General features: G+C 73.1%; 17 protein-coding genes and 1 pseudogene. 9 read left to right on the top strand and 9 right to left on the bottom strand.

The features are described from left to right. The first annotated feature begins 5 nt into the window (after positions 1 to 5). From pqqB to pqqE, 4 genes are read left to right on the top strand one after another with little or no spacing between them, the layout of a single operon-like run. The gene (pqqB, locus tag B446_RS06080) at positions 6 to 911 is read left to right on the top strand and encodes a pyrroloquinoline quinone biosynthesis protein PqqB (RefSeq protein ID WP_020938540.1); all 906 of its coding nucleotides are present in this window, start codon (positions 6 to 8) and stop codon (positions 909 to 911) included. Next, entirely contained in the window at positions 908 to 1,693 is a 786-nt protein-coding gene (gene pqqC, locus B446_RS06075; protein ID WP_020938539.1) for a pyrroloquinoline-quinone synthase PqqC, read from the top strand. The genes pqqB and pqqC overlap by 4 nt, the downstream gene beginning before the upstream one ends. Next, positions 1,693 to 1,962 carry a pyrroloquinoline quinone biosynthesis peptide chaperone PqqD gene (pqqD, locus tag B446_RS06070; RefSeq protein ID WP_020938538.1) on the top strand — a complete coding sequence of 90 codons (270 nt, stop codon included), beginning with the start codon at positions 1,693 to 1,695 and terminating at the stop codon, positions 1,960 to 1,962. The genes pqqC and pqqD overlap by 1 nt, the downstream gene beginning before the upstream one ends. Further along, positions 1,959 to 3,134 (top strand): pyrroloquinoline quinone biosynthesis protein PqqE, encoded by a 1,176-nt coding sequence (pqqE, locus tag B446_RS06065; RefSeq protein WP_020938537.1) that lies wholly within the window; start codon positions 1,959 to 1,961, stop codon positions 3,132 to 3,134. Before pqqD ends, pqqE begins: the two co-directional genes overlap by 4 nt. A 58-nt stretch (positions 3,135 to 3,192) precedes the next feature. Here the strand turns inward: pqqE and sbnA are convergent, their stop codons facing one another. The 5 genes from sbnA to B446_RS06040 form a co-directional block, all read right to left on the bottom strand. Beyond that, the gene (sbnA, locus tag B446_RS06060) at positions 3,193 to 4,218 is read right to left on the bottom strand and encodes a 2,3-diaminopropionate biosynthesis protein SbnA (protein ID WP_020938536.1); all 1,026 of its coding nucleotides are present in this window, start codon (positions 4,216 to 4,218) and stop codon (positions 3,193 to 3,195) included. 41 nt (positions 4,219 to 4,259) lie between these two features. Then, entirely contained in the window at positions 4,260 to 5,330 is a 1,071-nt protein-coding gene (gene sbnB, locus B446_RS06055) for a 2,3-diaminopropionate biosynthesis protein SbnB (RefSeq protein WP_020938535.1), read from the bottom strand. After that, complete coding sequence (locus B446_RS06050; protein WP_043474873.1) at positions 5,327 to 6,331, bottom strand: TauD/TfdA family dioxygenase; 1,005 nt, start codon at positions 6,329 to 6,331, stop codon at positions 5,327 to 5,329. The genes sbnB and B446_RS06050 overlap by 4 nt, the downstream gene beginning before the upstream one ends. Before the next feature lie 99 nt (positions 6,332 to 6,430). Next, on the bottom strand, positions 6,431 to 9,694 hold the full coding sequence (locus B446_RS06045) for a non-ribosomal peptide synthetase (RefSeq protein WP_020938533.1): 3,264 nt from the start codon (positions 9,692 to 9,694) through the stop codon (positions 6,431 to 6,433). 67 nt (positions 9,695 to 9,761) lie between these two features. Continuing rightward, the gene (locus tag B446_RS06040; protein WP_020938532.1) at positions 9,762 to 12,401 is read right to left on the bottom strand and encodes a Pls/PosA family non-ribosomal peptide synthetase; all 2,640 of its coding nucleotides are present in this window, start codon (positions 12,399 to 12,401) and stop codon (positions 9,762 to 9,764) included. 500 nt (positions 12,402 to 12,901) lie between these two features. Between B446_RS06040 and B446_RS06035 the strand changes: the two genes are divergently transcribed. Further along, positions 12,902 to 13,375: an SRPBCC family protein gene (locus tag B446_RS06035; RefSeq protein WP_020938531.1), complete on the top strand. Its 474-nt coding sequence runs from the start codon at positions 12,902 to 12,904 to the stop codon at positions 13,373 to 13,375. A gap of 137 nt (positions 13,376 to 13,512) precedes the next feature. Here the strand turns inward: B446_RS06035 and B446_RS38065 are convergent, their stop codons facing one another. Beyond that, on the bottom strand, positions 13,513 to 13,797 hold the full coding sequence (locus B446_RS38065) for a phosphotransferase (protein WP_419184148.1): 285 nt from the start codon (positions 13,795 to 13,797) through the stop codon (positions 13,513 to 13,515). Beyond that, on the bottom strand, positions 13,794 to 13,994 hold the full coding sequence (locus B446_RS38950; protein WP_148305727.1) for a hypothetical protein: 201 nt from the start codon (positions 13,992 to 13,994) through the stop codon (positions 13,794 to 13,796). The genes B446_RS38065 and B446_RS38950 overlap by 4 nt, the downstream gene beginning before the upstream one ends. Before the next feature lie 182 nt (positions 13,995 to 14,176). Between B446_RS38950 and B446_RS06025 the strand changes: the two genes are divergently transcribed. After that, the gene (locus B446_RS06025) at positions 14,177 to 14,599 is read left to right on the top strand and encodes a contact-dependent growth inhibition system immunity protein (RefSeq protein ID WP_043474866.1); all 423 of its coding nucleotides are present in this window, start codon (positions 14,177 to 14,179) and stop codon (positions 14,597 to 14,599) included. Positions 14,600 to 14,657: 58 nt separating this feature from the next. Here the strand turns inward: B446_RS06025 and B446_RS06020 are convergent, their stop codons facing one another. Then, the gene (locus tag B446_RS06020) at positions 14,658 to 15,878 is read right to left on the bottom strand and encodes a metallophosphoesterase (protein WP_020938527.1); all 1,221 of its coding nucleotides are present in this window, start codon (positions 15,876 to 15,878) and stop codon (positions 14,658 to 14,660) included. A 364-nt stretch (positions 15,879 to 16,242) separates the two neighbouring features. Beyond that, positions 16,243 to 17,548: pseudogene (locus B446_RS06015) on the bottom strand (hydrolytic protein). A 255-nt stretch (positions 17,549 to 17,803) separates the two neighbouring features. Here B446_RS06015 and B446_RS06010 point away from each other — a divergent pair. The 3 genes from B446_RS06010 to B446_RS06000 all read left to right on the top strand — a co-directional run bounded on the left by B446_RS06010 (position 17,804) and on the right by B446_RS06000 (position 22,536). Further along, positions 17,804 to 18,463: a helix-turn-helix transcriptional regulator gene (locus tag B446_RS06010; protein ID WP_052352131.1), complete on the top strand. Its 660-nt coding sequence runs from the start codon at positions 17,804 to 17,806 to the stop codon at positions 18,461 to 18,463. 195 nt (positions 18,464 to 18,658) lie between these two features. After that, positions 18,659 to 21,835, top strand: a complete 3,177-nt coding sequence (locus B446_RS06005; RefSeq protein WP_043474862.1) for a DUF11 domain-containing protein — start codon at positions 18,659 to 18,661, stop codon at positions 21,833 to 21,835. Beyond that, a complete protein-coding gene (locus B446_RS06000; protein WP_020938523.1) occupies positions 21,832 to 22,536 on the top strand; it encodes a DUF4255 domain-containing protein in 705 nt (234 codons plus the stop codon). The genes B446_RS06005 and B446_RS06000 overlap by 4 nt, the downstream gene beginning before the upstream one ends. Positions 22,537 to 22,552 lie beyond the last annotated feature (16 nt).

Here is a 22,552-nt window from a genome sequence, read left to right as displayed (position 1 = left end):
CCGCCGTGCTGCTGCAGGTGCTCGGCACCGCGGCCGGCGGCGGCATCCCCCAGTGGAACTGCGCGTGCCCCGGGTGCTCCGGGGCACGCGCCCACTGCTCTCGGCGCCGCAGACACGCGTCCCTGGCCGTCCGCACCGACGAGGGCCGCTGGTACCTCGTCAACGCCACCCCCGACATCGGCGACCAGATCGAGGCCCACCCGGTCCTGCACCCCGGCCCCGGCCCCCGGCGGACACCGGTCGCCGGCGTCGTCCTCACCGACGCCGAACTCGACCACACCCTGGGCATCTGGCGGCTGCGCGAGGCCCGGGGACTGGAGATCCTCGCCACGCCACCGGTGCGCCGGGCCCTCGACGAGCGCCTGCGCCTGAGCGAGGCGCTCACCCCGTACACCGACCTGACCTGGCGGGAACTGGAGTGCCGGGGCGCCCGTCCGCTGGACCCCGCCGGCCCCGCCTCCGGCCTGCGGATCAGCGCCGTGCCCGTCTCCGGCAAGCGCCCCCGGTACGCCGCCGGCGCGCCCGCGCACGAGGCCTGGGTCGTGGCACTGCGCCTGTACGACCCGGCCGCCGGCACCTGCGCCCTCTACGCCCCGGCCGTCGCCGAGTGGTCGGAGGAACTGCACCGGGCCGCGGCCGAGGCCGACTGCGTCATCGTCGACGGCACCTTCTGGGACGACGAGGAACCCCGCCGCACCGGCATCTCCACCCGCACCGCCACGGGCATGGGACACCTGCCCGTCGACGGACCGCGCGGCACCGCCGCCGTGCTCGCCACGCTGTCCGCCCGCTGCCTCTACACCCACCTCAACAACACGAATCCCCTCGTCGATCCGGCGGCGCCGCAGCACAAGCGGCTCGCCCGGCTGGGCGTCGAGGTGGCCGACGACGGAATGGTGATCGAGCTGTGACCACGACACTCGCCCCGCTGACGGAGCCCTGGAGCCCCGCCGAGTTCGAGGCCCGCCTGCGCGCGGTGGGCCAGGGGCGCTACCACGACCGCCATCCCTTCAACGTCCGGATGCACGAGGGCGACCTGAGCCAGGCCGAGCTGCGCCGCTGGATCACCAACCGCTTCCACTACCAGATCCACATCCCGGTCAAGGACGCGCTGATCGTCGCCAAGCTGGACTCGTCGCGGCTGCGGCGCATGTGGCTGCGGCGGATCGAGGACCACGACGGACGCGCCGAGGGCGAGGGCGGCATCGAGCGCTGGCTGCGGCTCGGCGAGGCGGCCGGCCTGGACCGCGGCACCCTGCTGTCGGGGGAGGCCGTACTGCCCGGCGTACGGCTGGCCGTGGAGGGCTACGTCAACTTCTGCCGCCTGCGCTCGCCCCTGGAGGCGGTCGCCGCCTCGCTCACCGAACTGAGCGCCCCCGGCCTCATGCGCGTGCGCATCGAGGCGTTCGAGCGCCACTACCCCTGGATCGCGGCGGACGGCCTCGCCTACTTCCGCACCCGCGTCGACCAGGGCCGGCGCGACAGCGCCGAGGCGCTGGAACTCGTCCTGCGGTGGGCCCGCACCCGCCGCGACCAGGAACGGGCCGTGGCCGCGCTGTCCTTCAAGTGCGACGTGCTGTGGGCCCTGCTCGACGCCGTGGACTGCGCCGGACGGCCCGGGGCCGACGGACAGGACACGCCGGCGGACCGCGGCAGCCGGGCCGACCGCGACGAGCGACGGGAGCGCGTGTGATGGCGGAGTCCGACAGCCAGTGGTGCCCGTCCCTCGCCCCGGCGCTGACCCTGCGGCACGACAGCGTGCGCGGCACGGACCTGCTCGTCATGCCGGAACGCGTGGTCGTCCTCCAGGGGCACGCCGGCGCGGTAGTCGGCCTGTGCGACGGCACCCGTACCGTGCCCGGGATCGTCGGCGAACTGGCCGAGCGCTTCCCCGGCGCACCGGTGGCCGGCGAGGTCCCCGCCTTCCTCGACCGGCTGCGGCAGGAGGGCTGGCTCAAGTGACCGAACCCGTCAGCCCCGTCGCTTCACCCGCCCGCCCCTGGGCCCTGCTCGCCGAACTCACCCACGCCTGCCCGCTGCACTGCCCCTACTGCTCCAATCCCCTCGAACTGGCTCGCAGGTCAAGCGAGTTGACTGCCGAACAGTGGGCGGACGTGCTGCGCCAGGCCGGTGAGTTCGGCATCGTGCACACGCACCTCTCCGGCGGGGAGCCGCTGCTGCGCGACGACCTCGAACACATCGTCGCCGCCGCCGGGACCGCCGGTCTGTACACCCAGCTGGTCACCAGCGGCACCGGTCTCGACGAGGCCCGGCTGGCCGCGCTGACCGGCGCCGGGCTGCGCAGCGTCCAGCTGTCCGTCCAGCACGCCGAGTCCCGCGCCAACGACCGCATCGCCGGACGGCCCACCTCCTTCGCGGCGAAGGAACGGGCCGCCGCCCTCGTCCGCGCCGCCGGGCTCCCGCTCGGTCTCAACGTCGTGCTGCACCGTGACAACCTCGACGCCGTCGACGCCCTCATCGACCTGGGCGTGGCCTGGGGCGTGGACCGCATCGAGCTGGCCAACACCCAGTTCTACGGCTGGGGGCTGCTCAACCGGGCCGCGCTGCTGCCCACCCGCGAGCAACTCGACCGGGCCCGCGAGACGGTGGCCCGGCGACGGGCCGAACTCGCCGGTGACGTCGACCTGGTGTGGGTCGTCCCCGACTACTTCGACGGGGTGGCCAAGCCCTGCATGGGCGGCTGGGGCGCGGTCTCGCTGACCGTGGCACCCGACGGGACCGCGCTGCCCTGCCCGGCCGCCGCCTCGCTGCCCGACCTCGACCCGCCCAACGTGCGCGACCACTCACTCGCCTGGATCTGGGAACGGTCACCGGCGTTCGGCCGCTACCGGGGCACCGACTGGATGACCGGCCCCTGCGGGAGCTGCCCGCGTCGCGAGGAGGACTTCGGCGGCTGCCGCTGCCAGGCCTTCGCGCTCACCGGCGACGCGGCCCGCACAGACCCGGCCTGCGCGCTCTCGCCCGACCACGCCCTGGTGCGCGAACTGGCCGACGGCGGCCGGACCGAGGCTCCGCCGTACGTGTACCGGCGGCCCGGCGCGGCACCGGTGCCCGCGCCCGCCCGCACCGCGCCCACGGACACCGCCGGACGGACGGCGCCGAGCGCGCGGTGACTCCCGGTTCGCGGCGCGCGGCCCCGGTTGGGCCGCGCGCCGCGAACGGGAGGCGCCGCTAGGGTCTGGGCCGGCGGCTCGGCTCCCGGGAGGCGGACCCGTCCTCCGGGGGCGCGGCGGTCACCCGTTCGGAGTCGAGGATGTGGGCGCCGTAGAGATCCTGCAGCCAGTTGGTCTGGTAGATGGTGTCGAGGTAGCGCTCGCCGAGGTCCGGCGCGACGGCCACCGCCGTGAGGCCGCGGGCGTCGTGCCGGGACAGCCACTCCGTGGCGCCACTGACCACGGTGCCCGTGGAGCCGCCGAACAGGAATCCCCGGCGGGCCATGCGGTGACAGGTGCGGATGGTGTCCGCCTCCTCCACGTGGATCACCTCGTCGACGTAGGACTCGTCGAGCAGCGGCGGCACCATGCTCATGCCCAGCCCGGGGATCATCCGGCGGCCCGGCTCGCCGCCGAACGCCACCGAGCCCACGCTGTCGACGGCGACGATCCGCACCGGCCGGTCCCACTGCCGGAAGTAGCGGGCGCAGCCCATCAGGGTCCCCGCGGTGCCCGCGCCGACGAACAGCACGTCCAGCTCCGGGAAGTGCTCGGCGATCTCCGGGCCCGTGGTGCGGTAGTGCGCCCGCCAGTTGCCCGCGTTGGTGTACTGGCTGAGCCACACGTAGCGCTTGTCGGACGCGCACAACTGCTGGACGTACTCGATCCGGGTGCCGAGGAACCCGCCGTTCGCGTCCAGGTCGGCCACGATGTGCACCTCGCTGCCGAGTGCCTCCATCAGCAGCCTGGTGGACAGGTTGCAGCGGGAGTCGGTGACGCACAGGAACCGGTAGCCCTTGCTCGCGGCGATCATGCTGAGCGCGACGCCCAGGTTCCCCGAGGAGGACTCCACGAGGATGGAGTCGGGCGTCAGGACTCCGTCCCGCTCGGCGCTCTCCACCATCTCGTTCGCGGCCTTCAACTTGATGGAGCCGGCGAAGTTGAAGCCCTCGCACTTCAGGTAGAGGGGGCATCCGAAGATCGACTCGAGGTCGACGAAGAGACGGCCTTCGTTGAAGTCATGGGGAGCGGAAATTACGGGCACGGTGGGCCTCCTGGTACCAGGGCCGAGGTCGACAGCCTGCCTCAGCCGTACCGGCGCAGGTCGTGGAAGAAGTCGTCGATGAGGCGGAGGTCGCCCGCCTCTGCTGCTTCGTCGTAGACGTACTTGCCGACGGCGAGGTCGAGGACGCCGAGTCCGAACGGCGAGAAGATCACCGGCCGGTCGGCGGGCGGGGCGGCCCGTCCCAGCATCACGTCGTTGAGGGTGCCGTTGAGGAAGTCGCGGTCCCCGGTGCGCTGTTCGGCCAGGTGCGGGGAGGTGTCCGCCTTCAGGCAGTGCTCGACGTCGTCGACGAAGTTCGCCGAGCCCAGCAGGATCTCCGGCGCCAGGTCACGCAGCGAGATGTGCAGCACCAGGGGGTTGTGGCCGAACCACGACGGGTCGTCGACGTGCGGCTCGCCCGCCACCGTGGCGAAGACCACGAGGTCGCTGGAGCGGATCAGGTCCTCGGCGTGCTCGTGGACGGTGACCTGCGCCGCCGGGTCGGCCTGGCGCAGGTAGCCGCGGAAGCCCTCGGCGCTCTCGGTGGACAGGTCGTGCACGCCGATCGTGTCGAACGTCCAGCCCGTGCCGGCCAGGAAGGTGTGGATGTAGCGGGCGATCAGGCCCGTCCCGAAGAACCCGACCCGGCTCGGCCGGGGCCGGGAGCGGCTGAGCCAGTCCGCGGCCAGCGCGGCCGAGGCCGCGGTCCGGGTGGCGCTGATGATGGAGCTCTCCAGACACGCGAACGGATAGCCCGTCACGGGGTCGTTGAGGATCAGCACCGCGGAGGCGCGGGGCAGCCCGGCGCGCACGTTGTCCGGGAAGCTGGAGATCCACTTGAGGCCGTCCACGTGCACCGAGCCGCCGACGGAGGCGGGCAGCGCGATGATCCGGGCGTTCGGGCGGTCGGGGAAGCGCAGGAAGTACGACGGCGGGTTGACCGAGTCCCCGGCGCCGTGCAGCCGGTAGGTGGCCTCGACCAGCTCCACGATCTCCTTCTCGCGCCCGCTGAGGACCCGCTGCACCTGGTTCCCGGAGATCACCGCGAACGAGGGCACCTGGGCGGACTGGTGCGCGGCCGAGCGGTCGGCCGCTGACGACGGTCGGGTCATCGCCGGCTCGCCTCCGGGGTCGGGAGGCCGTCGTCCAGGCGGCGTGGCCCGGCCATGCCGACCAGCACCCTGCGCTCGCCGGTGAAGGGCTCCCGGCTGTGCGCGGTGCGGATGTTGTCGACGAGCATCAGGTCACCGGCCTGCCAGGGCTCGCGGCGGGTGTGCGCCTCGTAGGTGGCGTTGAGCAGCTGGACGACCTCCTCGCCGATCGGGCTGCCGTCCCCGTAACGGGTGTTGAAGGGCAGCCCGTCCTCGCCGTAGACGTCCGTCATGTACTCGCGCACTTCCGGGTCCAGCGTCCACTCGTTGAGGAAGGCGATCTGGTTGAACCAGCACCGCCGGCCCGTGAGCGGGTGGCGTACGACGGCGCTGCGGCGCTGCTCGGTGCGCAGCGAGCCGTCGGCCCGCCAGGTGAAGTCGATGGCCCGCTCGCGGCAGTAGCGCTCGATCGCGGCGCGGTCGTCCGTGCCGAACGACTCCGCGAGGGAGGCGCCGATCTCGTCGTTGTAGGTGCGGGTCAGCAGCCAGCCCTCCCGCTCGAACCGCTCCACCAGCGCGGCGGGCAGGGCACCCAGCACCGCCTCGGCGTCGGCCACCGCGGTCGCCCCGCCCTGCTCGGGCGCCGTCAGGCACGCGAACAGCAGGAGGCCGGGGACCTCCAGCGTGTAGCTCAGTTCGTGGTGCATGCACATCGGCTGGTTGGCCGGCCAGGCCGTGGAGGAGTACACCCCCTGCCCGTAGGCGTCGCGCGGCGCGAACGCCTCCCGCTCCGCCATCAGTTCACCGGCGAGGCCCGTGAACACGGCACCGGTCTGCGGCGCCTCGCGCAGCCCGAGGCCGCGCACGACCAGCGCTCCGTGCTCGGTGATCAGCGCGCGCAGCGACTCGCGGTGCGCGGCCGCCCAGCCCGGCAGGTCCGGTGGGGGATCGACGTGCAGGACCGCGGGTCTGTCCGGCCGCAGCTCCACGTCGAGGGGTGCTGCCAGGGGTGAGGACGACATGTCGGTCTCCCTTTCCGTTGTGTCTTCCGTCGCGGCTCAGGACTCTCGGCTCAGGACTCTCGGCTCAGGACTCGGGGCTCATGGCTCGGGACTCCGGGCTCAGGACGGGGCCAGCGGGGCCACGACGCCCAGGACGGCCTGTGCCGCCTCGGCCGGCCGGGTGCGGGGGAAGTAGTGGCCACCGTCGGCGAGTTCGTGCAGGTCCACCTGCTCGGCCAGCAGCAGCCAGTCCCGGTGGTGCGCGGCGTGCCCCGCGGTGTGCGGGTCGTCGGCGGCGACGACCACCGAGACCGGCACGCCCAGCCGGTCCGGCGGCACGCCCTCCAGCGCCTCGCAGAACCAGCGGTGCGCGGACACGCAGTCGTGCCGGTAGGCGGCCCCGATGTGCTCGGCGTGCCCGGCGTTCAGCTCGGCCAGCTCGGTGTAGCCGCTGTCGGCGGTCAGCCGCGCGGCGATCTCGGCGTCGCTGCCGCCGGTCAGTTCACCGATGGCGGCACGCCGCTCGGCGGCGGTGCCGAGCAGCTGCGCGCCGATGAACACCCGGGTCACCTCCACCCCGCGCTCCCGCAGCCGCCGCGCCGTCTCCAGCGCCGCGGCCGCGCCCGACGAGTGGCCCCACAGCATCACCCGGCCCGGGCCGCGCGCGGTGATCTCGTCGGCGACCCGCTCCGCGACCTTCGCGATCGACGCGAAAGGCTCGTGCCGGTCCGCCAGGTCGTGCCCGGGCAGGTCCACCGCGAGGACCGCGATGCCGCTGTCCGCCAGCGCGCTCGCCATCGGCTGGTAGTTCACCGCGTTGCCGCCCGCGTAGGGGAAGCACACCAGCGTGCACTCCGGCGCGCCGCCCGGCCGCGACAGAGGTTGCAGCAGCTCAGGACGCTGCCGTGCCGTGCCGTCGAACAGGACGGCCAGGTCGGCGAGGACCGGGTGCCGGGTGATGTCCTTCAAGGACACCGCGCGGTCGAGCGCGATGGTGAGCCGTACGGCCGACAGGGAGGTGCCGCCGGACTCGAAGAAGTGGTCCTGCCGGCCGATCCGGTGCTCGGGCACGCCCAGCACGTCGGCCCAGGCCGCGGCCAGCTTCCGCTCGGTCGGTGTACGCGGGGCGCGGTCCGGCTCCGCCGGCGCGCCGGCCCCGTCGTCCGGCGCGGTGCGTTCGGCCAGCGCGGTCAGCGCCTTGCGGTCGGTCTTGCCGTTGGCGGTCAGCGGCAGGCCGTCCCGCCGGTGGAAGGCCGAGGGGACCATGTAGGCGGGCAGCACCCGGCCGAGAGCCGCGCGCAGTGTCTCCGGCTCCCGCGCCTCGCCCGTGTAGAAGGCGATCAGGTGTTTGCCGCCGTCGGCCCGCTCGGCGCAGACCACCGAGCCGTCCCGCACCCCGGCCACCCGCAGCAGGGCGTTCTCGATCTCGCCGATCTCGATGCGGAAGCCGCGGATCTTGACCTGGTTGTCCCGCCGGCCGAGGAACTCCAGCTTGCCGCCGGGCTGCCAGCGCCCCCAGTCACCGCCGAGGTACAGCCGCTCGCCCGGCCGGAACGGGTCCTCCCGGTACGCCTCGCGGGTCCGCTCGGGATCGTTGACGTACCCGCGGCCCACGCAGACACCGGCGAACGCGATCAGACCCGGGGCGCCGAGCGGCACCAGGGCCAGGTGCTCGTCCACCACGTACACGCGCACGTTGTTGACCGCCCGGCCCAGCAGCACCCGCTCGGGCACCTCGGTCATCACCTCGTGGTTGGTGTCGTCCGACGTCTCGGTCAGCCCGTAGGCGTTGACCAGGGCGATCCCCGGCTGGAGCGCGAACCAGCGCTGGGCCAGCTCCCGTTTGAGCGCCTCGCCGGTCACCGACACGTACCGCAGGTCGGGCAGCGGGCGCGGGTGCCGTTCCAGGTACGAGGCGACGACCTCCAGGTAGGAGGGCACGAGCTGGGCCACGGCGACCCGGCCGCGCACCAGCGTGTCCACGAACCGCTCCACGTCCACGACCACGTCCTGGCCGACCAGCAGCGTCCGCCCGCCCACCAGCAGCGCGGACACCAGCTGCCACAGCGAGATGTCGAAGCACTGCGGCGCGGTCTGCGCCACCACGCAGCCCTCGCCGATCCCCAGGTCGTCGATCTTGGCGTGGAGGTGGTTGAGCATGCCCGCGTGCTCGCACATCGCCCCCTTGGGCTCGCCCGTGGAGCCGGACGTGAAGTAGATGTACGCGAGCTGGCCGGCGTCGACCCGGACACCGAGATCGCCGTCGGCGTGCGGTTCGGCGTACGCGTCGTGGATCAGCAGCCGGCGCGTCCCGGGCAGGGTGGCCAGCGCCTCGTCGAGGGTGCCGGTGCTGCCCGCCTCGGTCAGCACCAGCCGGCAGCCCGCCCGGGACAGCGTCGCGGCCACGCGTTCGGCCGGGAAGTGCGGCTCGACCGGCAGGTACACACCGCCCGCCTTGAACACCGCCAGCGTGGCCGCCAGCCAGTCCAGATTGCGCTCGGTCACCACCGCGACCACGTCCTCGCGGCCCAGCCCCCGCTCCAGCAGCGCCCGGGCCAGCCGGTTGGCGCGCGCGTTGAGTTCCGCGTACGTCCACTCCCGCTCACCGTGCACGGCCGCCACCGCGCCGGGACGCTCGCGCACCCGCGCCTCGAACAGCTCATGGGCGCGGGCGTCCGGCAGCGGCCGGTGCGGCCCGGCCAGCCCGTCCAGCTGCTCGCGCACCTCGTCGGCGGACAACAGGCTCTGCCGCGCGTGCTCGGCGTCCACGTCGGCGGTCATCAGCCGCAGCGCCGTCAGGTGGTAGCCGCCGATCCGGGCGGCCGCCCCGGCGTCCAGCAGGTCGGTGCGGTAGCGCAGGCGCAGCCTGAGCCGGCCGTCCCGGTCGGACCACCGCACATGCAGGGCGCCGCGGCCGGCCGGGGTGTCCGCGGCCTCCATCGGACCGCAGACCACCTCGTACGGCGGCTCCGCCGCGCCCAGTTCACGGCGCAGCTCCTCCACCGGGTACTCCCGGTGGGCCAGCACCTCGGCCTCGGCGTGCCGCGCGGCCGAGACCAGCGCGCTCCACGACCCGGCGGGCACCACCAGGCGGCACGGCAGCGGCTCCCCGCGCACCCCGGCGGCGTACCCGGTCACCACCTCGGGCTCGCCGGACAGCACGGCCAGCACCTTGGCGTGGGCGGCCAGCAGCAGCGCGCTGACCGGCACGCCGAGGCGCCGCTCCAGCGCCCGCGCCGCGTCCGTCACGCCGTCCGGGACCACGACCTCGTGCTCGGCCGTGCCCGGGACGGGCCGCCGCACCCACCGCGGCACCGCGGTGGCGCCGCCGGCCGTCAGCACCCCGCGCCAGAACTCGCGGTCCGCTTCCACGTGCGTTCCCATCGAATGGCCTTCCTCAGCTCTCGGTCGTCGGCTCGGTAGTCGGCTCTCGGTCGTCGGTCACGGGTCGTCAGCTCTTGCTCGGCGCGCGGGCGTCGCTGCCGGCCGTGAGGGTGCCGGCCGGGGCCGTGCCCCGGCCGACGCCGGAGTGCTGCTCCGCCGGGTCCGGCATGTCGACGGCGGGGTTGCCGCCCCACCGGGCGTACGCGGGCATCTCCTCGCCCTTCATCAGGAAGGAGTCGGGCGCCAGCACCGCGCCGTCGCCGATCGTCACGCCGTAGTGCACGTGGGAGCCGACGCCCAGCGTGCAGCCGGCCCCGAGCGTGGTGACGTCGGACTTGAAGGTGCCGTCCTCCTGCGAGTGGCACTGGACCTTGCTGCCGACGTTCAGGGTGCAGCCGTCACCGATGGTGGTCAGCGTCCGCTCGGTCATGTAGCAGCCGTCGTCGAAGACCGCGCGCCCGATGCGCACCCCGAGCAGCCGCCAGACCAGGGTCTTGAAGGGCGTCCCGTTGAAGATGTTGAGGTGCCGGTCCGGTACCTTCCACAGCCGTTCGTGCCACCAGAAGTACGGCTCGTAGATGGAGCACAGCCGGGGACGCAGGGCCCGGAACGAGGTGATGCAGCGCTCCAGCAGGATGTAGTAGGCGGTGGAGAACACGAGCGTGATCGCCAGGTAGCCGGCGATCACCACGTGCCCGAGCACGCCGTACAGGTCCACGGAGACGAGCGCGAACAGCGTGAGCGCGAAGGTGTGCAGCCACCGTACGAAGAGCATCAGGGCCATCGAGCGCAGGTTGTAGCGGTTCTTCGCGGCGAGCCGGCGGACATGGGTGCGGCCGGTGCGCAGGTGGTCGAACCGGGTGTCCCGGTCCACCGAGCGGGGGATCTCGAAGCACGGCGAGCCGAGCAGCCCCACGCCCGTGCGGACCTCGCCGTCGATCGGCACCATCACCTTCGTCGCGAGCAGGCAGTCGTCGCCCGTCCGGCCACCGGAGGGGTAGGCGATGTTGTTGCCCAGGAAGTTGTGCGCGCCGATCGACGCCCGGGACAGCCGGAACGAGGTGCTGGAGTAGTCCGCGTTCACCACGGAGAGGCCGTCGGCGATCATCGTCCCGCTGCCGACCGAGACCAGCAGGGGGGTCTCGTGCTGCACCTCGGTGCCGAAGTTCGACCCGGTCTGCTCGACCCGCGACAGGTCGTAACCGAGCCCGCGGAGGTAGTGCACGATGTACGAACTGTCGCCGCACAGCCAGGCGAAGAACCTGATGTTCGTCATGCGGGCCGTCGCCCGGTGTGCCGCGTAGTGGAAGCCGTAGAGCGGGTACACCCGGTCGGGGCGGACGAACAGGGCCAGCAGGCGCGGCACGGTGTACAGGGCGACGAGGCCGAGGATCACGAAGCCGCTGAACAGGGCCAGCGACAGGGTCAGCGCGTCGGTGACCAGCTCCGGCCGGGACAGCGCGGCCGTCTGGGGGTCCAGCCGCTTGCCGATGGCCGGTACGGCGGTGAACAGGATGTACACCCCGCCCACGGCCAGCGGGATGTACAGCAGGAACAGTTGCACCAGCGTGACCAGGCCGAACCAGGTCCGGCGGGCGGAGCCGCAGGGGGCCGCGGGGACCCGCAGGTAGTCGGTGTCGGCGGGCTGGGCCGGCGATCCGTGCCAGCGCGCGCCGTCCGGGACCGCCTGGCCGCGGTGCAGGGCGGACGAGTGGCCGAGCTGGGCGCCGTCGCCGATGGAGGCGTCGATGTCCACCACGGTCTTCTCGCCGACGAACGCGTCGCGGCCGAAGGTGACACGGCCCGTCTGGATGCGTCCCGCGTGCGCCCGGTAGCCGAGGAAGAAGGAGTCCTTGCGGATCACCGTGCCCGAGCCGATCGTCAGCAGGTCGGTGCAGACCGGCACGGAGTGGGACAGGATCGTGACGCCCTTGCCGATCCGCGCGCCCAGCGCCCGCAGGTACAGCACGTACAGCGGATTCCCGATGAAGAGCAGCACGGGATTCGCGTGCAGCAGCACCTTCACGAGCCAGAAGCGCAGGTACGGCAGGCTCCAGACGGGGAAGTCGCCCGGCTTCCAGCGCCCGACGAGCACCCATTTGGCGAGGACCGGGAACGCGCACAGCGCGACGAACCCGAGGTCGCCGAAGACGAGGGAACGCAGATAGACGTCGGCCGGACCGGAACCGGTGGCGATCCACTCGTAGCCGCTCGCGGTGACGTACCCGGCGACCACGGAGTAGGCCAGGAAGAAGAGCAACTGGGCCGTGCCGCAGAGCAGATGGTGCGGCCGGTGCGTGTCCGTCGACGTCCCCGGGGGCGGCTGGTGCGCCGGCGCCGACGGTTCGGCGGCCGGTGCGGAGACCGGCGGGGCGACCGGGGCGGACTGCGCGAGGGCGGCCGCCAGGCTCCGGATCGTGGGGTGCCGGTAGATGTCCTTCATGGACGGCGACGGCAGGTCGGCCCGCTTCCTGACCCGTGCGCAGAACTGGGCCATGACCAGGGAGTTGGCACCGAGGTCGTCGAAGAAGTGACCGTCGACCGCGACCCGCTCCGTCTTGATCACATCGGCCAGGGTCTCCGCGAGCGCTCTCTCGATGCCGGTCCCCGCCGGGGCGGCGTCGCTCCGTGCGGTGACGGCGCGTTCGCCCGGCCCGGTCATGTCACCCGGCCCGGCTATGTGGACCTCGGAGGACTGCTCCACCATGCGAACTCCTGGGAGGACGTCTGGGTCGCCGAGAGCCACCGGTGGCGGGTTCCGGGGACCTCGGACACAGAAGGCAGGACCACCGAGCCGTCGGGCTCGAGGCGCGTGTTCCTTGCTGATCACGAACCGCCGCGTTCAGTCTCGGTCGGCTCCTGGCGCCCTGCCACTTCGCACCGGCCGCCCGTTCGGCCGGGGAACGCCGGACGGGCCCGTGTTCCCGGGCCCCCGGGGGCGGCGGGCCCCAGGACGGATCACCCGAATGGGGGCCGCAGCGGGGGCACAGCGGGCCCTCGGCCCTGTCACAGCGTGCCCTCGACTCCGGCGCGGCGGGCCCCGGTCCTGTCGCGGCACCTCGGGGCTCCGGCCCTGTCACAGCGCGTCGGGCCGGTCACCGTGCGTGCGGAGGTCTTTCCGTGGCTCATCCGGGTACCCGGTGCCGCACACGCGCACCGGGCCGCAGCGGTCGGCCCGGTGCCCTGGACCGCGGCAAGGAGGCAGACATGAGCACGGTCAGGAAATCCGTCGACGTCGACGTCCCCGTCCACACCGCCTACAACCAGTGGACCCAGTTCGAGGACTTCCCGAACTTCATGGAGGGCGTCGAGGAGGTCCGGCAGCTCGACGACCGGCACAACCACTGGACCACCAAGATCGGCGGAGTGCGGCGCGAGTTCGACACCGAGATCGTCGACCAGCTGCCCGACGACCGGATCACCTGGCGGGCCGTCGACGGCGACACCCAGCAGCGCGGGTCGGTACGGTTCGAGCGCCTGGACGACGGTCACACCCGGGTGGAACTCACCATGGAGATCGAGCCCAGCGGCATCGCCGAGAAGAGCGGCGACATGCTCGGTGTGATCGACCGGCGGGTCAAGGGCGACCTGCACCGCTTCAAGGACTACATCGAGCAGCACGGCGAGAGCGGTGCCTGGCGCGGCCGCATCCGCCCCGGCAACCCCGGCACGACCCTCTGACCTGCCGCACCCACCGCCGGCACCCCACCGTCCCGCGCGCCCGGCTCCCGGGCCGCGGGACGGCGTGCGGTTGCCCGAGGTGTCCGGGCCGGGGGAGGGTGTGCGGGCCGGGGGACGGCGTGCCCGTCGGGCGCGGACTACGCGTGACGCGCGTGGTCGGCGAGGACCTCGTCGACCACCCGGCGGTGGACGGCGGCCAGGCCCTCGTCCGTGCCGACGCACCCGGACAGCACCAGCAGCGCCTTCCACAGGGCCCAGCCGCGGGCCCTGGCCCAGGTCCCGTCGTCCTGGCCGACCGCCTCACGGAACGCCTCCCGGCTCCCGCCCGAGAACATCGTCCAGGCGATCACCAGGTCGCAGGCGGGGTCGCCGACGCCCGAGGTGCCGAAGTCGATGACGGCGCTGAGCCTGCCCTCCGTCACCACGCGTCTGTGCGCCAGAAGTCCACGCCCTCGTGGTGCACGTCGACATCGGCGAGCAGGACGGGCCGCGACCCTTGGGCGAGCAGCAGTCGCCGCCCCGCACTGAACACGCACAGACCCGGCCGGCTGCGGTCCCGCACGTCCAGGGACAGCCCCACCCACGCTCCGTCTTCCCGCCTGACATCGCTGCGCCGCATCCCGTGAGCCTAGACGGCTGAGGGCTGAGGGCTGAGCGCTGGCGCCTGATGGTTGGCCAGTGGCCACTGATGACTGGCGACTGGCGACCGGCGGTCGGCGATGGGCGATGGGCGGAGCGCGGCCGACGACGGCGCTCGACCGGCCGTGACGACGCCCCGCATCCGTGCCCGTTCCGGCGAGAATGGACCCCGTGGACCACCTGCTGCACCTCGACCGCACGCTCGACGAACTGGACCCGCCGCGATGGCCCCCGCCGCCCGCCGACGCGACCCGGCTGGTGCGCACCGTGCACGAGCTGCGGCGCGTGCCCCTGGGCGCACTCGGTGCGGCGGACCTGCGCATGCTCGTGGCGCAGCGGGTGGCGCTCCCGTTCGTCCTCCCGCTCGCCGTGCGCCTGCTGCTGGAGGAACCGTTGCTCGACGCCTACTTCTACGAGGGCGACCTGCTGCTCGCCGCCGTCAGTGCCCCGCCCGCCGCCTGGACCCTGCTGCCGGAACCCGCCGCGCGGCTGCGCGCCGTGATCACCCGGCTGCCGGAGGCCGCGCTGGCCGACCTGCCCCGCGGCGCCGCGGAGGAACTGGCCCGCTTCTCGGCGGGGACCTGAACGCTGCGCCGACCCGCGTGCGCGGGCGTGCGCCCGGGGTGCGCCGGCCCGCCGAGCGCTACGGCGAGGTGGGCGACTGCGGGGAGCGGAGCACGAGCAGGGTGATCTCGCTGGGGGCGAAGACGCGGAACGGCGGCCCCCAGAAGCCGGTGCCGCGGCTGGTGTAGAGGAGGGTGCGCGCCCCGTGGCGGCTGAGGCCGGCGAGGACGGGCTGGTCGATGCGGACCAGGTGGTGGAAGGGCCAGATCTGGCCGCCGTGGGTGTGGCCGGAGAGCTGGAGGTCGATGCCCGCGGCTGCCGCCCGGTCGACGAACTTGGGCTGGTGGGCGAGGAGCAGGACGGGCAGGTCGGGGTCGGCGCCGTGCAGGGCGCCGGTGAGGTGGGCGCGGTGGCCTTCGAGGCCGGAGGACTCGGCGGTGACGTCGTCCACCCCGGCGACCACGAGGGTGTCGCCGCCGCGTTCGAGCAGCAGGTGGCGGTTGCGCAGCGGTTCCCAGCCCAGCTCGTCCATCAGGTCGACCCAGCCCTGGGCCTCGCTGTAGTACTCGTGGTTGCCGGTGACGTACACCCGGGCGTGGGTGGCCCGCACGGTGCCGAGGGGAACGGCCTGGGCGCGGCGGCGCTCGGCCGTGCCGTCCGCGATGTCGCCGGTGTGGCAGACCAGGTCGGCCTCGAGCGTGTTCACCGTCTCGCACACCCGCTCCGACCAGCGGGCGCGGTCGAGCGGGCCGTAGTGGGTGTCGGTGATGAGGGCGACGCGCAGGCCGTCCAGTCCGGCCCCCAGCCGTGGCAGCCGCACGTCGAGCCGGCGCACGCGGGGCACGCGGCGGGCCTCGGCGTACCCCCAGACGAGCAGGACGGCGGCCACGCCGAGAACGGCCCAGGTGACGATGCGGGCCCGGTCCTGGCTCCCGCCGACGCCGGCCAGGGTCAGCGCGAGCCGCAGGAAGACGCCGAGCAGTACGGACCAGGTGAACAGGACCCAGCTGGTGCCCAGCAGGGTGTCGCCGATGATCGCCGCCCGGTCCTGCTGGCGCCGGCCGTGGCCGCGCATCATCGCGAGCGGCATGCCGAAGAGGCCGAGGACGAACAGAACGGTGCCGGCGGTCGTGACGCCCGGCGGCCACTGCTGGCCGCCGTACAGCAGTACCCAGCACGGCACGGCCCACAGCAGGACGGGGGCGATCATGGGGATGTAGCGCATCAGGCGGTGCAGCCGGCTCGGCCGCGGCGCCCGGGCCGCACCTGCGGCGGGCCGGGTGTTGCTGGTGTCGGTCACGCTTCCCCTCCTGACCGGGCTGCCGTCCCGCGCACTGTATCCGGTCGCCCCAGGAGTGGCCGGACCGGCGTTCGACGGGCGGCCCCTGCTGAGGGCTCGGGACGCCCGACGTCCCCCTCGCTCAGGGGACGGGGTGGTGGGGATCTGCGTCGCCCCTCGGCCGGTCGACCATGCCAGGACAGCGCGGGATCGGCAGTCGACCCGTGCAACAAAGCAACCCCAGGCCCCTGACCTGGGGTTGCCGGTTGCTGGTTTTCAGACCTGGTCTGTCGATTTCAGGACCGATCCGAGCGAAAGAAGACCCAGCGCTTGGCAGATCGCGTCTTCATCGATCGACAATGGGTTGCAAGTGGAGAGGTTCGAGTCATTGCTTGGTGCTGCCGAGCAGGCCGCTCACGTTCAGGACCTCGTGACAGCCCTTTGCCCGAAGGCCGGTGGCCGGGGTGCCCGGCTTATTGCAGGTCACCTCGATGGACACGGCATCGCCCTCGGGGATCTTGATGGGGGTGACCCAGTGGTAGTCCTGGTTGCGGAAGGTCTCCATCGCGATAGTGGTGATCTTGCGGTCGCCGAAGGAGATCGTCAACACCCCCTCGTCGCCCTGGAAGTTGGCGACGACGATGTCCGTGACCCCGAAGACGCTGCCCTTGGGCACCGTGTAGGTGCCGGTCTTGGTCTCCCCGCTCGCCGTCTGCACGTCGATGGTCTGCGAGCTCTGCTGGCCGCTGCCGCTGCCGCTGCCGTTGCCGGTCGAGGTGCCGCCACCGCCGGCCGAGCCGCCGGCGCCCGAGCCGCCGCCCGCTCCGGCCGACGCGCCCGACCCCTGGGTGCCGGGGACCGGCCGAACCGGCGCCGCCGCCGGGAGTCTGCTGTCCGGCGGGCGTGGGCCGTGCCTGGACCGCCTCGTCGGCCGCGTCCTTGGCTGCGCTGCGCACCGCCGGACGGACCAGCGCGAACCAGGCGATCAGCAGTGCGAGCAGTGCGGCGAGCAGTGCGAGCAGCCACTTGGGGAAGACCGGGATCTGGACGAACTCGGCGTCCAGTGGCGTCCGGACAACGGTGTCGTCCGAGCCGGGTTGTTCGTCCTGGTCCCGGTCCTCGGAGGTGTCGACGGTGAACGGCCACACCACCGGGGAGCCGAACCACACGGGTTTGCCGGTGCGGACGCGCAGTCCGACCTCCACCGACTCGCCGGGCTCCAGCTTCGGCTTCGCCGGGTTGAAGGCGAACGCCAGCTCCTCGCCGGCCTGCCCGGGGGTGAAGCCCACCTGCGCCGGGGTGTTGCCCTGGTTCCGGACCGCCAGCCGGTAGCGGCCGCGCAGCCAGCCGCGCCGGCGGCGCGGGGCCAGCTCGGTGCGCAGCTCGCGGAACTCCTCGATGTGCACGGTGGTTTCGAGGACCTGCACCGCATCGGGGTGCTCGGCCGGCAGGACCCGCACACCCAGCGGCATCTCGCCGGCCCGGATCTCCGGGGAGCGCGGCGGTTCCAGACGGAGCGTCACCGTTTCGGAGGTGCCGGGGTAGAGCGAGACCCGGGCGGGTTCGACGGTGGTCCAGGAGGCGCAGTCCCCGACGACCTCCAGGCTGTACGCCTCCACGATGTCGCTGTCGTTGCGGACGGTCAGAGTCGTCGTGGCGGTGTCACCCGGTGTCACGGTCACGGCCGGGATGTCGAGGCCGGGCGCACCAGGGCCGGAAGAGGCTGCGGAAGGCGTCACGCCTACCACCGTAGAAACACGTCCGGGCGTGCGGCGAGGAACGCGAGGGCAAGGTGCGGGCAGTCGCGATGCCCCGACAGTCACCGGCAACTCTTATGTATCCAGGGGGCGTTGATGCTTCCCGTCGCAGCCCGCGCGCCGCCCTCCGGTGCTCGCATCGTCTCAGCGCCCAGCCCCCCACGAATTCATGAAACAGGTAGAACTCCCATGTCCTGTGCACAAGACAAGAGCCTGCCCGGACACCGGAGCAGGGTGACGGTGGCCGTGTACGCCGCCGATCCGGTCCTGCGTGTCGGCGTCGTCCACCAGCTGCGCCAGCGCCCCGAGGTCGACCTGCTCGACGACGCCGACGCGGAGCGGGCCCAGGCGTCACTGGTGGTCGTGGACACCGTGGACGATGACGTGGCGTCCCTGCTGGACCGGCTGCGGCTCAACACCGCCACCCGCACCGGCCTCGTGGTCGGCACCCTCGGATCCGGCGCGCTGCAACGCGTCATAGAGTGCGGCGTCGCGGCGGTGCTGCGGCGCTCCGACGCGCACCAGGACCAACTTCTGCAGCTGGTCCAGGCGATAGCCAACGGGGAGGGTGTGCTCCCCGGCGACCTGCTCGGCAAGCTGCTCAGCCATGTGAGCAGCCTCCAGCGCTCGGCGCTCGACCCGCGGGGCCTGTCGCTGTCCACGCTGACCACGCGCGAGGCGGACATGCTGCGCCTGGTGTCGGAGGGCTTGGACACCGCGGAGATCGCCCGCAAGACCTCGTACTCGGAACGGACCGTCAAGAACGTCCTGCACGAGATAATCACGCGTCTCCAACTGCGCAACCGATCCCACGCGGTGGGCTACGCACTGCGCAACGGACTCATCTGACAACGGCGTTGACGCCGTAGGGGCAACAAGCCGGGAGCGACCTACGGGAAACCCGCACTGCCCGAAAGCGCACCGCGCGTTTCCCTCGGGTACGGCCCCGCCGCCCTGCCGGGGCGCGCACGTCCGGTACAGGGTGGCGGAGGCGATCCGGATGGGCACATCGGGATGCCGCACCAGACTGCGAAGGGGACCGTGATGGGAACGGCTGACCCCGGCGGCCGGTACCGCCTGGGGAGACTCGGAACGTCGTTGCTGCTGCTGATCCCGCTGCTCGGGGTGACGGCGGCCTCCGGACAGGGCAGCGCCGCCTCCGCCCCGCGCGCGGACGACGCCACGGACACCCGCGTCGCGTACGCGGGCACCCGGCACCGCAGCCTCGGCACGGTGGCCTCGACCACCTCCAGCACACCGCTGTTCGGCGACGGCCCCGTCCACAACGATGTGCAGCCGTCCGCGCTCGGTGACCAAGTGGTCTTCGCGAGCCGCCGCGACGAGAAGAAGCCGCAGGTCTACCTGCGGGCCGCGGACGGTTCGGTACGGCGTCTGACCACCGGCCGGGACGCGGCGCACCCCCGGCTGACGCCGGACGGGCAGTCCGTGGTGTTCGACTCGGCCGAACCCGGCGGCACCGGCGGCGGGACGCAGCGCGACCTGTGGCTGGTGCGCACCGACGGCACCGGCCTGACGCGGCTCACCGACACCCCCGCCAACGAGGAGTGCCCGACGGTCTCCCCCGACGGGCAGCGCATCGCGTACAGCGGCGACAGCGATCCGCTGGTCGGCGAGCAGATCTACGTACGACCCCTGAACGGCGGCACCGCCACCCGGATCACCTCCCCGGCGCAGGGCACGGCCTCCGAGCCGGCGTGGAACCCGGTGAACGACGACGTGAACCGGGACTGGATCGCGTACACCTCCACCACCACCGAGAACGGGCAGTCCGTGCCCCGGCTGCGGATCACCGACGGGACCAGTGACGAGGCGCTCTTCGCGGGCGATTACGCGGGGTGGCGTGCCCACGGGGCATCGTGGTTGCCCGACGGGGACCAGTTGGTGTTCCTCAGCCCCGAGACCACCTGCACGTGCGAGGGCGACTACGACCACGTGTTCAAGTCGACCGCACACGCGGACACGGAGCCCGGGCTGGTGCTCAACGAGAACCGGGAGGTCCTCTCACCCACCTGGCTGGGACCGGTCAACGGCGGCGGCGTGGTGGTGGAGCGCGACTCGGCGGCCGATCCGCACGTGGTGACGCTGCAGGACGCCCGCATCGACGGGTCCGACCCACGCGACCTGAACCTGACGCTCCTCAACGAGGACCCGGCTGCCGACACCAACACCGATCCCACCAAGGACCCGCTGTTCCGGCCCGCCGCCGGCTTCGACCCGTGGACCGAGCGGCAGAACTACACGCCCGACGGCCGCCGGATCGTCGTCACCCGCTTCGAGACAGACGCCGACAACCAGCGGATCGAACGGATCTGGCTCGCGGACGCCGACGGCACCAACGCGCAGGCCATGCCCCTCGCGGGACGCGGCGCGACGGACTGGGACACCGACCCGACGTTCTCCCCGGACGGCAAGTACCTCGCCTTCACCCGGACGTCGCCGGGCGGCGTCGGGGACGCCGCGGGCCCCAGCCGCATCCTGATCGCCGACGCGGCGACCGGCGCGATCACCGGCCGGATCACCCCGCCGGCCGGGCAGCAGCAGGGCGAGGACGCCCAGCCCACCTGGTCCTCCGACGGCACCACCCTGGCCTTCACCCGCAACGAGGTGATCGGCGGGAGCGGCGGCAACAAGCACATCTGGACCGCGCCGGTGAACCACCTGGACCGGCAGCGCGACCTGAGCGCCACGATCTGCCCGGGCAACTGCCAGGTCATCGACGACAGTCCGGCGTTCTCCCCGGACGGCCTCACCATCGCCTTCAACCGCAAGAGCGGCGGCGGCGCGGTCGACGAACGCGACGGCATCCTCCTGACGTCCCTGTCGGGCGACGACTGCAAGGTTCTGCTGCCCACCGCCGCGCGCAACGTCCCCGGCGCCTGCCGGACGGATCTGCCGGACACCTCGGCCACCGGTCCGTTCCAGCCCCGGGACGCCGCCTGGACGGCCGACGGCAAGGGCCTGGTGATCAGCTCCCGTGCCGAGGTCGCCGCCAACAGCGCCGAGAAACTGCGCTTGTTGGACGTCGCGTCCGGCGACCTCACCCCGCTCACCGCGGAGCTCGGGGGCCGGCAGAAGGAACCCAGCGTCCAGCAGTCCGTGGACCTCGCGGTGAACGCGCCCGGCACCGTCCCGGCGGTCACCGTCGGCAGGACCACCACCATTCGTGTCGACGTCGTCAACAACGGCCCCGCTGCCTCCCCCGGCACCGAGCTGACCGTCGCCCCGCCGACCGGCGTGCAGATCACCAGGCTGACCTATCCCGGCGGCACCTGCCACGCCGCCTCCCTCCAGTGCACCGTCGGTGTCGTGCCGCCCGGCACCACCGTGCCCGTGACCGTCACCGTCACCGGGGTCACCCCCGGCAACGCGCCGATCGACTGGTCGGTCACCGGCACCGTCCTCGATCCGCAGCCCAGCGACAACACGGGCCGCACCGTGGTGCCGGTCGTCCAGGCCACGCCCCCGACACCCACGCCGACACCCACCCCGACACCGACGCCGACGCCGACACCCACCTCTCCGCCCACCGTGCCCCCGGCTCCGGGTGAGCCCGACGCCGGGCCCGGTCTCCGCCTCACCGCCCAGCCGAACCCCGGATACGTCGGCGGGCGGGTCGTGGTCACGTACACCGTGCGCAACGGCCGCAACGCGCTGGCGACCGGACTGCGGCTGCACATCGGCCTGCCCAAGAGCATCCCGAACAGCGGGCCGCCGGAGGGCTGCGACAAGAACTGGGTGTGCGCGCTGCCGGACCTGGACCAGGGCGCGAGCACCGTCGTGCGGGTCGTCCTCAGCCCCAGGAAGGCGCTGACCACCCACGTCACCGGCACGCTGACCACCACCGGGACGGACGCCGACAAGGGCGACAACAGCTCCCGGGAGCGGCTGCGCATCCTCCAGCCGCGCATCATCGCGGTGCCGGCGATCGGCAGGCCCGGCTTCGTCACCTCGGTGCGCGGCAAGGACTTCCCGCCGGGCGTGCCGGTGCGGTTCACCTGGAAGCCGGGGATCACCGCGGCGGCGGCGCCCACCACTCCGCTGCCGAACGGCACCTTCACCGGCCAGCTGCTCATCCTCGCCAAGGACGAGACCGGGCCCCGGATCATCACCGCCAAGGGCCCCGGGTTCTCCCCGGTGACGACCGACTTCCTGGTGGTCACCGGCAGCGTGCAGCCGCCGGACGAGGTGACCCGCCGGTGATCCACGAGGTCGACGAGGGGCTGCGCCGGCTGCTCGGCGAGTCCGGCCTGGAGGCGTCGGGCGTCGACGTCGTCTTCGACGCCCCCACCCGGGACTGGGCCGCACGCCGCAGCGCCCCGACGGTCTGCGTCTTCCTGTACGACATCCGGGAGGACGCCGTCCGGCGCGGCAGCGGCTCCGGAGAGGTGTACGACGAGGACGGCCACCTCGTGGCGCGGCGTTCCCCGCCGCGCTGGTTCGAGCTGACGTACCTGGTCACGGCGTGGGCGACCCGCCCGCAGGACGAACACCGGCTGCTGTCGCAGGTGCTCGCGACGCTGGTGAGCACCGACACGCTGCCCGCTCGGCTGCTCACCGGCACGCTCGCCGAACTCGGCCTGACCGTGGGCCTGGACACCGCCGGAACCGGGTCCGACGCACCGGCCGCCTCCGACGTGTGGTCGGCCATGGGCGGCGAGCTGAAGGCCTCCCTCTCGCTGCGGGTGCGGGCGCCGCTCGCCGGCATCACCAAGGCCGCCGCACCGCCGGTCACCGAAGGCCTCGTCGTGCGCGCCACCTCCCGCGGCGAGGACGCGGGGCCGGGGCGCAGGCTGCGCTACACGGAAACAAGTGACCCCGGTCCGGACGGCGGCTACACGGGCCCGCGTGAACGCCCGCCCGCGCCCGCCCGTCGCCGCCGCAGGGGGGACCGCCAGCCGTGACGCACACTGCCGAGGC

The sequence above is a fragment of the Streptomyces collinus Tu 365 genome, assembly GCF_000444875.1.
Classification (GTDB): Bacteria; Actinomycetota; Actinomycetes; order Streptomycetales; family Streptomycetaceae; genus Streptomyces; species Streptomyces collinus_A.
The sequence above is the reverse complement of the archived record's forward strand: the minus strand, read 5'-3'. Positions and strand labels throughout refer to the sequence as shown.